The 15,097-nt window shown below is 57.9% G+C and carries 10 protein-coding genes; 8 read left to right on the top strand and 2 right to left on the bottom strand.

The features are described from left to right. Positions 1–171: 171 nt before the first annotated feature. The 8 genes from RB620_RS27305 to RB620_RS27270 all read left to right on the top strand — a co-directional run bounded on the left by RB620_RS27305 (position 172) and on the right by RB620_RS27270 (position 13,008). On the top strand, positions 172–2,694 hold the full coding sequence (locus RB620_RS27305; RefSeq protein WP_308099946.1) for a chitobiase/beta-hexosaminidase C-terminal domain-containing protein: 2,523 nt from the start codon (positions 172–174) through the stop codon (positions 2,692–2,694). Continuing rightward, positions 2,691–5,756 carry a 5'-nucleotidase C-terminal domain-containing protein gene (locus RB620_RS27300; RefSeq protein ID WP_308099944.1) on the top strand — a complete coding sequence of 1,022 codons (3,066 nt, stop codon included), beginning with the start codon at positions 2,691–2,693 and terminating at the stop codon, positions 5,754–5,756. Before RB620_RS27305 ends, RB620_RS27300 begins: the two co-directional genes overlap by 4 nt. A 252-nt stretch (positions 5,757–6,008) precedes the next feature. Continuing rightward, positions 6,009–6,710 (top strand): GntR family transcriptional regulator, encoded by a 702-nt coding sequence (locus RB620_RS27295; protein WP_308099942.1) that lies wholly within the window; start codon positions 6,009–6,011, stop codon positions 6,708–6,710. Between the two features lie 81 nt (positions 6,711–6,791). Next, complete coding sequence (locus tag RB620_RS27290; RefSeq protein ID WP_308099940.1) at positions 6,792–7,784, top strand: ADP-ribosylglycohydrolase family protein; 993 nt, start codon at positions 6,792–6,794, stop codon at positions 7,782–7,784. A gap of 34 nt (positions 7,785–7,818) precedes the next feature. Then, on the top strand, positions 7,819–9,180 hold the full coding sequence (locus RB620_RS27285; protein ID WP_308099938.1) for a purine-cytosine permease family protein: 1,362 nt from the start codon (positions 7,819–7,821) through the stop codon (positions 9,178–9,180). Positions 9,181–9,200: 20 nt separating this feature from the next. Then, the gene (locus RB620_RS27280; RefSeq protein ID WP_308099936.1) at positions 9,201–10,115 is read left to right on the top strand and encodes a PfkB family carbohydrate kinase; all 915 of its coding nucleotides are present in this window, start codon (positions 9,201–9,203) and stop codon (positions 10,113–10,115) included. A gap of 626 nt (positions 10,116–10,741) precedes the next feature. Continuing rightward, entirely contained in the window at positions 10,742–11,881 is a 1,140-nt protein-coding gene (locus RB620_RS27275; RefSeq protein WP_308099934.1) for an FxLYD domain-containing protein, read from the top strand. An 11-nt stretch (positions 11,882–11,892) separates the two neighbouring features. Beyond that, a complete protein-coding gene (locus tag RB620_RS27270; protein WP_308099932.1) occupies positions 11,893–13,008 on the top strand; it encodes a S1C family serine protease in 1,116 nt (371 codons plus the stop codon). 292 nt (positions 13,009–13,300) lie between these two features. Here the strand turns inward: RB620_RS27270 and RB620_RS27265 are convergent, their stop codons facing one another. After that, positions 13,301–14,260 carry a hypothetical protein gene (locus RB620_RS27265; protein ID WP_308099930.1) on the bottom strand — a complete coding sequence of 320 codons (960 nt, stop codon included), beginning with the start codon at positions 14,258–14,260 and terminating at the stop codon, positions 13,301–13,303. 324 nt (positions 14,261–14,584) lie between these two features. Continuing rightward, complete coding sequence (locus RB620_RS27260; protein WP_308099928.1) at positions 14,585–14,746, bottom strand: hypothetical protein; 162 nt, start codon at positions 14,744–14,746, stop codon at positions 14,585–14,587. Positions 14,747–15,097: the final 351 nt, after the last annotated feature.

The following is a 15,097-nucleotide window of genomic DNA, read 5'->3' as shown; positions in this document are numbered from 1 at the left end:
ACAGGCGCCGATATTCGATCGGCGCCTGTTTGTTGTGAGCCACGCATGGCGACAACTTTACAGAAATGAAACATGCGGATGATCGTCTGCTTACATGTATTTGATAATCTTCTAACTACATCCATGGACAAACTTGCCAATCAAACTCACGACTGGAAGGGAGATCAGGGAATGCGTTGGTTGAAGGATGCAAGAAAGCTGACAAACGCCATGTTGGCGGGCTTGCTGCTTGTCGGAGGAACATTCGGAGGATTATCGCCGCATGCGGAAGCTGCTGCGGATAACAGCGGAATCGTGATTTCGCAAGTGTACGGGGGAGGCGGCAATTCCGGCGCCACGCTCAAAAACGACTTTATCGAGCTGTACAACCCGACGAACCAGGCGGTATCGCTGGAGGGTTGGGAAGTACAATACGCTTCGGCATCGGGCCCGACTTGGGGGAGCAATGTGCATTCGCTGACGGGATCGATCGCGGCAGGCGGATATTTCCTTTTGCAGGAAGCGGCAGGTACGGGAGGGACTGTGAATTTGCCGGCCCCGGATGCTAGCGGAGGGCTGGCTTTGTCCGGCACGAACGGCAAAGTCCGTCTGCTTGACGGAAGCGACAACGTCGTTGACCTTGTCGGGTTCGGGAGCGCGAACGAATACGAAACCGCGCCGACGGCAGCATTATCCAATACGACGGCCGCCATCCGGAAATCGCTGGCGCAAGGAGACCGCGGACTCGATACGAACAATAACGGAAGCGACTTTAACGTAGGCGCTCCTGACCCTAGAAACTCCCAGTACGGCAACGTCGTCGAAGCCATAACGGCGAATCCGGCGGCAGGCACCGTCGTCTCGGGGACGGAAGTCGTGCTTTCGACGGCTACGGCCGGAGCCGAGATTTATTACCGGACCGCGGCGGAATCGACGTACGCGTTATATTCGGAGCCGATCGCGATCACGCAGGACACGACGATCGAAGCTTATGCAACCAAGTCCGGATTCGCCGACAGCGAAGCCCGCAGCCACGCTTATACAGTGACTGCAATTGCTTCCATCGCGGATGCGCGGATCTTGGCTGACGGAACAAGCGCCATTATCGAAGGCATCGTGACGTACAAGGAAACGACGGGCGGCAAAAACAACCTGTACGTCCAGGACGTGACGGCGGGCATCGTCGTGCGCGGCGCGAACCTGTCTGCAGCCTTCGGCGACCGCATCCAAGCGTCCGGGAAGCTGCTGCAGTACTTCGGGCTTGCAGAGCTGGAGGTCGAAACGGCCGGCGTAACGGTATTGGAGCCCGGGGCAGGTGTGCCGGCGCCGCAAGCCGTTACGTCCGCGTCGCTCAGCGCTGAGAACGGAGAAGCGTATGAGAGCGAGTACGTTGAGATTAAGAACGTGACGGCAGGCTCCTCGAACGCTTATAACGAATTTACGGTGAGCGATGGCGACGGGTCGCTGACCATCAAATCCGCGCTGCTTCAGTCGGGCAAAACCTACGAAGCCGTTCGCGGCGTCGTGACTTACGCCTTCAACAAATACATGCTTGTTCCCCGTTCCGAATTCGACATCATTGAACGGGCCATGTCCGTAGCCGCTTCTCCGAGTCCGGCATCCTTTGTCGCGACCGGGACGGCGGTGACGTTGACGACGCCGGCAAGCGGAGGCGCCATCCATTACACGACGGACGGAACCGATCCTTCGGCAGCCAGCCAGCTTTACTCCGCGCCGATCATCGTTCATTCGGATACGGTGATCAAAGTGATCGTCGTAAAAGACGGCGTGCCAAGCGGATTATTTACCTTTGCGTATACGGTTCAGCAAACGCACGAAGGCAAGGCCATCCACGACATTCAGGGGGCTGGACACGTATCCCCTTATGCGGGACATTTTGTTACCGGGGTAACCGGTATCGTAACCGTGAGGCGCGAAGACGGCAAGTGGTTCTTGCAAGCTCCGAAAGCGGAGTGGGACGATTCCGTCGCGACTTCGGAAGCGATTCTGGTGCAGCCGGCTGCTGCGGTCGGCGTCGCGCCCGGCGATCTCGTCACGGTCGGAGGAACGGTGCAAGAGGTGAAGGAAGAAGGGTATGCGGATGCCCATGACTTGCTGACGTCGCAAATTCTGGCAACGTCAATTGAGGTAAAGCAGCAAAGCAGGCCGCTGCCGGATCCGATCGTCATCGGCGTGGATCGTACCCAGCCGAAGACGGTGATCGACAACGATGGCATGGCCGCGTTCGATCCTTCGGAGGATGCGCTTGATTTTTATGAAAGTTTGGAAGGGATGCGCCTGCAAATCGGTGATGCGCGCATCGTCGGACCTTACAATTTCGAGATTCCGGTCGTGCAAGGCGTTCAAGCAGGAGAAGAAACTCCGGCAGGCGGCGTCATCCTGACAGGAGAAGACTTGAATCCGCAACGAATTTTGATTGCCAAAGAACCTGCTGTTGCGGTGAAGACAGGCGACCGTTTCCTAGCGCCGATTGTCGGCGTCTTGTCGTACGATTACAGCAATTACAAGGTAATCCCAGAAGGGGCGTTGCCGGACATCGAATCCGGTTCGAACGTTAGGGAAACCACGGCGTTGACGCCTGAAGCGGACAAGCTGACGGTGGCTTCGTTCAATATCGAGAACTTCTGGAACAATACGAGCGGCCCCGAGACGGCAAGGAAAACGGGATCGCGAAAGCGATCGTCGACCGCTTGAAATCGCCGGACATCGTCGCGTTGGTCGAGGTGCAGGACAATAACGGCTCTGCCGATAACGGCGTCACCGACGCAAGCCAGAGCTACGAAGCCTTGATCGCCGCGATCGTCGCGGCAGACGGCCCCGCTTACTCGTACACGGACATCGCGCCGGTGAACGGGCAGGACGGCGGCCAGCCGGGAGGCAACATTCGAGTAGGGTTCCTCTACAACGCGGAACGCGTATCGCTTGTCGAAGCGGCGGGAGGAAAAGGTGATTCGACAACCGGCGTAGCTTACGGAGACGAGGGGCTGACCTTCAATCCGGGCCGCATCGATCCGACCAACGACGCGTTCGAAGCATCGCGTAAGCCGCTTGCGGCGGAATTTGATTTCGCGGGCGAGCGGGTCGTCGTCATCGCGAACCACTTTAATTCCAAAGGCGGCGACGAGGCGCCGTTCGGCGCGGTTCAGCCGCTTCCGGCAACCCTTGGAAGCGAAGCGCAGCGCCACGAGATCGCGCAAATCGTTCATGATTTTTCCGCATCCGTGCTGGAGAATAACCCGCAAGCCAATCTAGTCGTCCTTGGCGACCTTAACGACTTCCAATTCTCGCGCACGCTGGAGATTGCGAAAGGCGACGAACTGGTTAATCTGGTTGACGAATTGGAAGCGAACCAAAGGTACTCTTACATTTATCAAGGCAATTCGCAGACGCTCGACCATGTATTGGTCAACAAAACGCTCGAGCGGTACGCCGAATTCGATATCGTGCATATCAACGCCGATTTCGACGCGGATCACGGACGAGTAAGCGACCACGATCCGCTTATCGCGCGGCTGGACCTTGCGAAGAAAGCCGCAGAACAAACCTACGACCTGCGCGTCCTGCATACGAACGACACGCATGCGCATCTGGACACGGCGCCGCAGCGGATCAGCGCCATTCGCGACAAACGGACGAACAACTCGTTGCTGTTGGACGCGGGCGACGTGTTCTCCGGAACGCTTTATTTCAACCAATATAACGGATTGGCCGATCTGTGGTTCATGAACAAAGCGGGCTACGATGCCGCGACTTTCGGCAATCACGAGTTCGACGAAGGTAGCGCGACGCTGAAGCCGTTCGTGGAAGGGGCGGACTTCCCGTTCGTCGGCGCAAACGTCGATTTCGGAGCGGACGAACTGATGCAACCGCTCGTGCAGGAAGGAATCGGCCAACCTGGAGACGGCGGCAACATATATTCGGCGATCGTTAAGCGGGTTGCCGGCGAGAATATCGGCATTTTCGGATTGACGACGGAGGATACGAAGTTTCTGGCTTCCCCGGGAGAGATCACGTTCAAAAATCACAAGGAAAGCGCGATCGAAGCCGTTGCCATGCTGAAGGAGGCGGGCGTCAATAAGATCGTGCTGCTCTCCCACCTCGGCGTTACGGTGGACAGGAAGCTGGCGGAAGAGGTCGCGGGCATCGACATTATCGTGGGCGGGCATTCCCATACGGAGATTGCCGTTCCGCTGGAAGTGGAGAATCCGGAAGGCGATCCTGTCTTGATCGTTCAAACCGGCGAATACGGCAATGCGCTTGGGCAGCTCGACGCGCGGTTCGATTCGGACGGCATCCTGACGGAGTGGCAGGGCGGACTTGTTAAGGTTAGCGGTTATGCGGCCGATCCGGAAGCGGCTGCCAAGCTTGCGGAATACGCGGCGCCGCTCGAGAATCTGAAGAAAACCGTTATCGGAACCAGCTTGGTGGAGCTTGACGGTTCCAGAGCGAATGTACGCGCCAAGGAAACGAACCTCGGCAATCTGATCGCGGACGGCATGCTGGCGAGAGTAAAAGCCTTCGCCGATTCCCTTGATACGGAAGGCGTCAAGGGATATGTGACGATCCAGAACAGCGGCGGCATCCGCGCGTCCATTGACGCCGGAGACATTACGCTAGGCGAGCTGCTTACGGTGATGCCGTTCGGCAACAATCTGACCGCGCTCAAAATGACGGGAGCGGAGATCGTCTCAGCCTTGGAGAACGGAGTAAGTGGAGTCGGATCCGGCCAGGGCCGATTCCCGCAAGTGGCAGGCATGCGATTCACGTTCAATATCGACCGGCAGGCGGAGGTGCTGGACGTGACGGGCACAACCGTTTTGAAGGAAGGCAAACGGATTGTCAGCGTCGAGGTTCGAGGGGAGGACGGAAGATATCGTCCGATCGAGCCGCAAGCGTATTATATCGTAGCAACGAACTCCTTTATGGCGAACGAGGGCGACTTCTACCGTTCCATGAAGGCGGCCAAGGACGCCGGAAGAATCACGGAGCTGAATCTGGTCGATTACGAGGTTTTTAGAGCGTACCTGGAAAGTCTTGGCGGACCGGCTTCGATCGGAATCGAAGGGCGTATTACCCAGGTCAAAAATCCGCCGGATCCGGGCCCTAGCTCGACGCCGACTACGACGCCAAGTCCGAGTCCGTCGGCATCGCCAAGTCCGACGCCAACACCTACTTCGACTCCCGCACCGACCGAGCGGCCTGACGTAGAACATGGCGATGTTGAATCGCACTGGGCGCATGAAGCGATCGATAAGGCAACCGAGCTCGGAATCGCTCAAGGTTACGGGGACGGCACGTTCCGGCCGGACGACCATGCCACGCGAGCTGAGTTCGCGGCGATGCTGGGACGGGCACTCGGATTGGACGGCGAAGCAAGCGGCATGGATTTCGCCGACGCCTCCGATATTCCTGCATGGGCTCGCGCGTTCGTGGCGCAGCTGGCGGAGGACGGCGTTATCGGCGGGTACGAGGACGGAACGTTCCGGCCTCATGGCGAGCTGGATCGTACGGAGATGACGGTCATGCTCGTTCGCGCATTAGGATTGAAGACGGATGCGGCCGATACGACACCGTTCGCGGACGACGGCGCCATCCCGGCATGGGCGAAGCCGTATATTGCCGCAGCACGCGAAGCGGGTCTCATCCAAGGAACAGGCGGCCATAACTTCGCGCCGGACAAACGCGCGACCCGGGCGGAAATCGTAACCTTGTTGCTCCGAGCGCTTGAATGGATAAAGGCAAATCCGAAATCTTAACCTATGCAACGCTGGAAAAAATGATATCTCGAAGCCGTCTCTTCGTGGGACGGTTTCTTTTTGTCTACGGCCTTGCGCAGTATACCATGAACCTATCCAGGGGGCAGTTGATTTTTGCACGAAGCTATTGTCAACCGGGCCAGATCTTGATATAGTAAACTCAACTCATACGTATGAGTGTGCAACGATGTGTACGGGATCGATGAAAGCGTTCCAGTTTGTTCCGGGAAGTCAGGCCAGAAGGAGGACGATATGCTCAACAAGCACGACAGTGTCCCGCTGTATGTTCAGCTGCAGAACATCATTCGGAGCGAAATTGTAAGTGGTAAATACAAGGAAGGCGAGAGTATTCCTTCCGAGACGGAAATGATGAAAACGTATCAAGTCACGCGGACGACCATCCGCAAGGCCATCGCGAATCTGGTGGACGAAGCGCTGCTGGTGAAGCTGCACGGCAAGGGGACGATGGTCTGCTTGCGGGAGATGAAGCACAACATCTGGAACTTCAGCGGCTTCACCGACTATACACGCAAGAAAAACGAGGTTCCCGTATCGCGTGTGCTGAAAAAGGAAATCATAACGCTGGATCAGGCGAGCTACATGCATCTCGTACGGCTGCGCGGCACGCGAAGGGAAACGCATACAAGCTGGCTTACGCTAGATACTTCCTATGTGCCGCTGGCGTTATTCCCCGGGATCGAGGCGTACGATTTTGCGGAGCAATCGCTGTATCAGCTCATGAACCAGCGGTACGGCACATATCCGCAGAACGCTACGCTCGGAATCTCTCCGATGAACAGCACCCCGCTCACGAAGGAGCTGTTCGGGTATAAAGAGGATGTGCCGCTGATCAGGGCCAAGGGAAGCGTGCTGGATGAGAGCGGAACTGAGGTGGAGAAGGTGGAGGTCGTCTACGGACCAAACGTCGAGTTTAAAGTAGTGACTCATATTTGATGCCGAGCGGACTCGGCCTTCTTTTTCCGAAAGACTCATACGTACAAGCGTATCACTAAGGACGGAGTGGAGACAGAGATGATGAAAAACAACATACTTGGCGCCCTATATGGGATGGCGATCGGCGATGCGATGGGCATGCCGTCGGAGTTGTGGGGCCGGAATAAAGTGAAGGCGTTTTTCGGGACGATCACCGAATTTCTGGACGGTCCCCAAGAGAACGACGTGGCGTGTAACTTCACACGCGGCCAATTCACGGACGATACGTCCCAAACGCTGCTGATTCTCGATGCGCTGATCGAAACGGGATTTGTTCCCGATCCGCAAGTGATCGGGCGGCATTTGCTCGCATGGGCCGATCGGCTCCAGGCGTTCGACAACAATATTCTCGGGCCCAGCTCCAAGGCGGCTCTGCTGGCGCTCAAGGACGGGCAGGACGTGACACCGTTCACGTCCAAGGCGGAGACGAACGGCGCCGCGATGCGGATCGCGCCGGTCGGCTGCCTGTTCCCATCGGCGGAGCGGGAGAAGCTGGCGCAGTTTGTCTTCGACATCAGCCGGGTGACCCATTCAACCGATGTCGCGGTCGGAGGTGCCGCGATGATCGCCGCGGCCGTGAGCTCCGCGATGGAGGACAAGCCGTGGGACGCGATTATGGACGATGCGATAGCCGCCTATCATACGGCCAAGTCGCATGGGGCCGAGACGTACAGCGCTTCGCTGTCCGAGCGGCTCGAGCTGGCCATCGAATACGCCCGCAAGCTGGAGGGGCAGGATGACCGGTTCCTACAGAGGATCTACGATGTGATCGGCAGCGGCGTGATCACGAGCGAGTCGGTGCCTGCGGCGCTGGCGATCGCCTACTATGCGAAGGAGCCGCAGCGGTGCAGCCTGCTGTGCGCGAACCTGGGCGGCGACACCGACACGATCGGGGCGATGGCAACCGCCATCTGCGGGGCCAAGGCAGGGGCGGACGCGATCGATCCGGCTTGGCGGCAGCTGATGGACGAAGCCAACGGCGTGGATTTCGAGGCCTACGCCGACCGTATGCTGGCTTTTCGCAATCAAGCATAATTCAACTTATATTCAGGTACAGGGGGAAGGACTTATGTCCAATACGAATTCCAACATGTTTATCCCGCAGGCAGAAAGAACCGGAAGTCCAAAAGAACTGTTTTTTATCTGGTTTGCCAGCAACATCGGTATTCTGGGTGTTGTGTACGGCGCGCTTATCGTCGGCTATCGGCTTAGCTTCATTCAATCGGTGCTGTCGGCTATCATCGGCGCCCTGTCCTTCGCTCTTGTCGGCTACCTGAGCCTGTCCGGGCTGAGATCGGGCGGGACGACATTCGTGTTGTCCCGGGCGGTCTTCGGCATCCGGGGCAACTTGATCCCGAATTTGCTCGGCTGGCTGAGCCTGATCGGGTGGCTGGCGGTTAACGTCGTCACTGGCACGCTGACCTTGCTGTCGCTGCTTGGGCTGCTCGGCTTTGAGCAATCGGCGGTATGGACCGTGATTAGCCTGGCGATCTTTGTCCTGCTGATCTTGACCTCGAACTTGTTCGGGCAGGATATGCTGGTGAAGATTCAGACGTTCTTCACGTATGTATTCGGAGCACTGACGTTCCTGATTCTGATCATCCTGATCCCGAAGACGGACTGGACGGCTTTGCTGAGCATGCCGGACGGCGGCTGGCTGAGCAGCTTCCTGCCGGCGATCTCAATCATCATCGCCGGGACCGGCATCAGCTGGTCTATCGCCGCTGCGGATTACAGCGCTTACCAGAACCCCGGCAACACCGGCGGCAAAGTATTTGCCAGCGTCACACTGGGGGCGTTTATCCCGCTGTTCTTCATCATGGGTGTCGGTATCTTGCTTAGCACGTCGGTACCGGATCTCGCCTCGGCGGCCAACCCGATCCAGGCGATCGGACAGGCGCTGCCGACCTGGATGACGGTGCTGTACTTCATCACCGCGCTCGGGGGCTTGATTCCCCAGTGCATCATCAGCCTGAAGTCCGCGCGCGTCAATCTGGAGACGCTGAACATCCGGGTGAGCGACCGTACGGCGATCGGGATTCATGCGGTGATCATGATCCTGATCCCGGTCTACGTGCTGTTTGTTTCGGAAGATTTCCTGATGAACTTCCAGCTGTTCCTCGGGCTGCTGGGGATCGGTCTGGCCGCTTGGGCCGCAGTCTTCATGTTTGATTACATGCTGTTGCGCAGCAAGTCTGGTTATGAAGCGAGGCTGCTGGATAATGCGACCGGCCGCTCTTTCGAGTACCGCGGGGTGATCAGCTGGCTGGCGGGCGTCGTGGTGGGCTTTTTGTTTACGAATTCCCCGTTTTTCAGCGGGCCGTTCGCCAAGGGCATCTTCCAGGACAACAGCTTGGGCGTGCTGCTCGCCTTCGTCGCAAGCGCGCTGGTGATGACTGTCTTAACGAAAACGAACAGCAAGTCCGCGTAACGCTTAAGGAGGATGTTATCATGAACAACAATCTGGTTCGTCGGTCCGGTACCGACGAGGAGCGCCGCATCCTGGTCATCGGCGCGGCCGTGGTCGATGTGATCATTGCACTGGACAAGCTGCCGAAGACGGCCGAGGACGTCATGGCCGAGCACAAGGAGACGGTCGTCGGCGGCTGCGCGTACAATGTATCGAATATTCTCCAGCAGTTTCGCGTCCAGTACGGCCTGCTGGCGCCCGTAGGGAAGGGCACCTACGCGGATATCGTGAAGGGGCAGCTGATGCACGACGGCGTGCCTATCCTGCTTGAGGACGCCACGGCTGACAATGGCTGGAACCTGTCCATCGTCGAAAGCGACGGCGAGCGGACCTTCATCACGATCCCGGGCATCGAGTCCCGCTGGGAGCGGCGCTGGTTCGAGCATCTCGACCTAGACCGGTACGATTACCTCTACATTAGCGGCTATGAGCTGGAAGGACCTTCGGGCCCGGTCATTCTGGATGCACTAAGCCGGCGGAAGCCGTCCGCGAAGCTCGTCTTCGACCCCGGCCCGCGCGGGCAGTTCCTGGAGCCGGCCGTGCTGGACCGAGTCCTGGGCTTGGGGACGATCGTGCATGCCAATCAGTCCGAGATTCTCGCCCTGATGGGTGGCACCTATGCGTCCCAGGCCGCGGAAGAGCTGATGCGGCGCACCGGGGAGCCGGTGGTCGTCACGCTGGGCGGCGAGGGCACGCTGTATTGCTCGCCGGCGGAGCAGGGCTTCGTGAAGACCGAGCGCGTCAAGGTCGTCGATACGATCGGAGCGGGGGACGCGCATACCGGCGCATTCCTGGCCGGGCTGGCCCGCGGCTACTCCCTGCAGCAGGCGTGCGAGCTGGGCAATGTGATTGCCGGTCAGGTCGTGCAGCAGCAGGGCGGGCGTTTGCAATTGTAAATACCGCCGGAAGGTGTGAACACCAAGGGAGCCTCGAGACGAACTCGAAGCTCCTTTTTTTGGGGTGCCGTACGACCCGCTCCGTATGGGCTTCGTCTGCAAGGGGAGTGCCCGAACATGGGCTGGCGAGCGCCTGCGCGGCCAAGGGGCAGAAGGCCTGAAGCTGGGAGCGGGGCGGATGGGCGCGCAAGACGGCCCATGCGTCTGCTTGCAGACTTTTAATCCCAGTCAATGAAGAAGGCGACCTCCAGCTTCCTCCCTGCCGCAGTCGGGGCAGGCCAGGACGGGGGCTGCCGCCGAGAAGTCGGCCAACGGCTCGGGCGGCAGCGTCTCGGAGCAGCGCGGGCAGCGGCCCGTCGTTTTTCAATTTTAAGTTCATTTCTGTGAAAAATATGCAATTCTCATTTATTGGAATTAAGTGCATAGATCATGTAGAATAGAAGGATAGAGAGGGTTCAGGAGCTGGGAGTTGACGTACGTTGTATTGCCATCATTGCATAAGAAGCTTCACGGGGGATGCCGTATTCTGCAGCCAGTGCGGGAGAAGGCTTCATGAAGTAGCGATAATCGAAACCGAATCAGGGCGCGATGCCGGGGCGGACTCTAGCGGAGAGAGCGCGGCGTCGATGGAGATAGATCGAGGTCATTTCATAGATTTGGCATTCTTGCCGCAGCACAATGAAGAGTCGTTTGAAGAGGTGACGGCTCGTCAAGAGCAGGGTCCCTACTGGCCCGTTGTCGTATGGTTAACGGGTTTGGCCTCTGTCGTTGCGATCGGCGTTTTTTTGTTCTACAAGCATGAAATGAACGTAAACGAAAACGTGCTGCGGCTTCAAGTAGAGGCGAGGGCTGCCGCTTTATCCGGCCATTACGAGGATGCGCTTTTCTTGTTATCGGAGGCATCTAAGGCGAGGCCCGGTTTTATTGCGCTTGCCGCGGACGAAGAGCAGGTCCAGCATGCGGCCGAGCTCGAACGTCTTTCGAACGAAATCAAAAAGCGACTTGCTAGCGGGGAGTCGGAGGCGGCCCAGAGCGAGCTCGACCATCTGAAGTCCGAGCTAAGCGGGCGCAAGGAGCCAATCTACGACAAGCTGAAGGAGAAGGCGGACGGTTATGCGATGGAGCTGACTTTGCTCGAATTGACCGATCAACTGGAGTCGCTTACGACGGTCGAGGAGCACGGGGAGATGCTGAACGTTGTGAACGGGCTGATCGGGCAGCAAGCAGAGGCTCTCCGTTCCCGAATCGTCGATGGCATTCGATCCATCACGCTGGGCGGCACGGAGGATATGCTCAGCCGCAAAAACTTCTCTAGCGCTTTTTTAGCGGTAGACAAGGCTTTGGCATGGGCGAAGGATGATTCGGAACTGCTGGCTTTGAAAGAACGGGTGAAGGAAGAGAAAAACCGATATGAACGCGCTGAGCAGCAGCGGATCGAGCAGGCGATGGAAAACGCGGCGGAGGAAGACCTGATTAATCAGACCGCGGCTGTGGAAGTGGTCAACATCGAGAAGATTATCGATGAATTCGGCGATCTAACGATCCAAGGCACGCTGAAAAACAAAGCAACCCGACCGATCTATGCAGTGAAGATCGAATTCTCCGTCCATGATGCAAGCGGGGAAATGCTCGGCAAAGGAACCGCGACAGCGACTCCGAACTATATCGAGCCGGGCGAAGAGATGACCTTTACGGCAACGGTGTACGGCGTTTATAAGGAAGATACCGCCGTTGTCATTGACAATACGACGTGGTATTTGGATTAAGGAGCGTTATGATGAGAAACAAATGGCGGATTGGCCTGCTCGGCTCCTTGCTGATCGTGATTGGAGGCGTCGCGGCGGGTTTCACGGTAAACGAGCAAGTGCCCGGACAACTGAGAGGCGCTCCGCTCCTGGCCGTAGGCGAAGTGAAGAAGTCTTTGAAGGATATTATTTTCGAAACGCAGAAGCTGGTCGTGATGATCGAGACGGAGAGCGGCTCGCAAGGCTCGGGGTTTCTGTACAACCTGGAGGGCGATTTGATCACGAACGCGCATGTCGTTGAAGGGGTTCGCCATGTCAGGGTTAAGACGGCCGATGCGCGCGATCTCGAAGGAGAGGTCATCGGCATCAGCACGGAGACCGACGTTGCGGTTGTGCGGGTGAAGGAGCTGGCTGGCACCGAGCCGCTGCCCATGGTCCGCTATGAACGCGGCGAAGTCGGCGACGACGTGATGGCGGTCGGCAGTCCGCTTGGCTTCCAGAATACTGTAACGACGGGTATCATTAGCGGGGTGGGGCGGAGCTTTCAGATCGAGCCTTACGCTTACAAGGATCTGTACCAAATCTCCGCACCTATCGCGCCCGGCAACAGCGGCGGGCCGCTTGTCGACATGAAATCCGGAGCTGTGCTCGGCATTAATTCGGCAGGGCTGGAGGATGGCGGAATCGGCTTCAGCATTCCGATCTCGAACGTATTGTCGATCGCGGAAGGCTGGTCCAAGAAGCCGATGGAGATGCTGCCGAATCTATCGGTGGCGGAAGCGCCAGACGAGACGCAGAAGGAAGCATCCATGGTGCGGATGGCGGAATATTTGGTTAAACATTTTTACGATAGCCTGAACAATCGCGACTACGTTTATGCTTATTCGCTGCTGGGCGGCACATGGAAGGAAGGCACCAGCTACGTTAAATTCCGCGAAGGTTACCTGACGACCCGCAACGTCGTCATCGACGACATGCATATCTCGTCGCCGAACGACGACGAAGCGACGGTGACGGCAATCCTGTCCGTAGACGAGCGCAAGAACGGCGAATATGTGCTAAGCAAGTACCAGGTTACCTACCGGGTCGGGTACGAAAACGATCAGCTAAAGCTGTTGACCGGCAAAGGAAAAACGATACGCAAATAAAACGAAACGCCCACCCGGCATCGGATAGCCGGGTGGGCGTTTTGGTGTATCGTCTTTGGCGTCGTCCGTTATGTCCTGGCTGAGAACCGCCGGATTGCGAAATAAACCGGTGGTTAGTTGGCGAATAACTCCAAGGCCACGGTGTCGGAGGGCTGAATGGGGAAGTTCAGAAGCGTGGCCGGTATGACTCTTCCGTTCAGTTTGAGCTGGTAGCCAATATTGCCACTCACCGGAACTCCGCCTACGGACACGATCTGACCGGCAGGAGAAAAGCCGACCGTTCCCGTCGACGCTAGCGCGCCGCTACGGTTAAACCTTGTCGGTATGGGATCGTGTAACCGTTCGTCAAGTTCGGAAACAAGGTTCCGCCGTTAGTGACGACCGTTGCGAAAGCCTGCGGTATCGGCCCTGGTCCAGGCATGAAGCCTGGTCCTGGCCCCGGTACCGGTACCGGAATTGGCAGGGGGATGGGGACCGGCCCTGGCGGCCAATATCCTTGGTCATGCCAATGACCGTGGCCGTGTCCATGACCTGGTCCATGTCCGGAGCCATGGCCATGTCCAGAGCCTGAACCGTGACCGGAGCCATGGCCATGCCCAGAGCCTGAACCGTGACCGGAGCCGGAGCCATGGCCGTGTCCCGAGCTTGATCCGTGACCAGACCCGGAGCCATGGCCGTGTCCCGAGCCTGATCCTTGCGACGGTCTTTCTTCCTGGCGAGGTCCGTGCCCCGAGCCGCCAGGTCCATGCCCCAGCCCGCCAGGTCCGTGCCCCGGTCCCCAAGGACCTGGCCCCGGTCCCCAAGGTCCGTGCCCCGGCCCCCAAGGTCCGTGCCCCGGCCCCCAAGGTCCGTGCCCCGGTCCCCAAGGTCCGTGCCCCGGTCCCCAAGGACCTGGCCCCGGTCCCCAAGGTCCAGGCCCGGGTCCCCAAGGACCTGGCCCCGGTCCCCAAGGGCCTGGCCCCGGCCCCCAAGGGCCTGGCCCTGGTCCCCAAGGGCCTGGCCCCGGTCCCCAAGGGCCCGGCCCCGGTCCCCAAGGGCCCGGCCCCGGTCCCCAAGGGCCTGGCCCTGGTCCCCAAGGCCCCATTCCAGCTCCTCCCAGCCCCAGCCCAGGCAAAAGAAACGGTAAAATCGGACGTTCGCTTGAGCGGACGCCGCCTCCGCCTCCGCAACCGCAGTCCTTGATCGTCGCGTAGCGGACGATTGGTTTGTCTAGCTGCTCCGCGTTGCCGACATTCGAATGCGTGTCTGTCATGTTAGCCTCCGTTCTCAATATCTACTGATAGGCTCTTATCCTCCTGTATCTTATGCGCATGCGCCTATTCCGTGCGGATGGGGGCTATTCGCCGACGAACGGGAAAAAACCCGGTTGCCCGGGTTTTCTCTACCACATAAGAATTTATATATTTCCGAGTTTCCAGAATGATAAATTCTTATTGGCGATAAAAACTACCCTGTGCTTACGAAGCTGCTTTGCTTTGCAAAGCTGCAGGTCGCTCATCCTTGAAGCGCTTCGATAGAAGTTTTTCTCATGCCGCCAAAGAGCCGGCAAGGTTATTTCATGTCGTTCTACGATTCATTATGATTCGGCATAATACCAATTGGTATCCAGTCCCGTCACGGGACAGTAAGGAAATCTGTCGCCTTCCTTCAGCGTGACGCGGCGCCCAGCCTCGCAAATGTAATCGCCTGCCCGCTCTGCATTTTCGCCTGTCCGGTAAGAAGTATTCGTCGTACTCATCTCGAAAGCACCTCTTTCCTTTGATTTGCAGCTTCGATGTTTTCCGATTCCCGGCGGAAAAGGGAGTTGCCATCGTCTGCTTGTTCATCATTAACCGCGGATCGGCAAGTTGAAACAGCAGGAGAGAGGGCGAGTCACAAAAAAATATGTTGCGATCTGAGGTTGTTGTAGTAAGTGCAGGAATTACTGGATACTGCTAGATCGCTCCCAAAATTACTGAAACCATTCGTTGTTCTAGCTATGATGAACGTAAAAACAGCCCCGTATGTGCTTCACGTCGTAGGTTAAAAATGGGAAGTAAGAACACAACCATTTTCAGAGCTACATAGCAAAAGGAGCTGTTACTATGCA

Source organism: Paenibacillus sp. LHD-117 (assembly GCF_030929555.1).
GTDB lineage: Bacteria > Bacillota > Bacilli > Paenibacillales > Paenibacillaceae > Pristimantibacillus.
The sequence above is the reverse complement of the archived record's forward strand: the minus strand, read 5'-3'. Positions and strand labels throughout refer to the sequence as shown.

Coding starts and splice junctions, on each gene's coding strand:
- RB620_RS27275 (WP_308099934.1), top strand. CDS start 10,742: ATGGAGATAGATCGAGGTCATTTCATAGATTTGGCATTCTTGCCGCAG.
- RB620_RS27280 (WP_308099936.1), top strand. CDS start 9,201: ATGAACAACAATCTGGTTCGTCGGTCCGGTACCGACGAGGAGCGCCGC.
- RB620_RS27305 (WP_308099946.1), top strand. CDS start 172: ATGCGTTGGTTGAAGGATGCAAGAAAGCTGACAAACGCCATGTTGGCG.
- RB620_RS27265 (WP_308099930.1), bottom strand. CDS start 14,260: ATGACAGACACGCATTCGAATGTCGGCAACGCGGAGCAGCTAGACAAA.
- RB620_RS27290 (WP_308099940.1), top strand. CDS start 6,792: ATGAAAAACAACATACTTGGCGCCCTATATGGGATGGCGATCGGCGAT.
- RB620_RS27285 (WP_308099938.1), top strand. CDS start 7,819: ATGTCCAATACGAATTCCAACATGTTTATCCCGCAGGCAGAAAGAACC.
- RB620_RS27295 (WP_308099942.1), top strand. CDS start 6,009: ATGCTCAACAAGCACGACAGTGTCCCGCTGTATGTTCAGCTGCAGAAC.
- RB620_RS27260 (WP_308099928.1), bottom strand. CDS start 14,746: ATGAGTACGACGAATACTTCTTACCGGACAGGCGAAAATGCAGAGCGG.
- RB620_RS27270 (WP_308099932.1), top strand. CDS start 11,893: ATGAGAAACAAATGGCGGATTGGCCTGCTCGGCTCCTTGCTGATCGTG.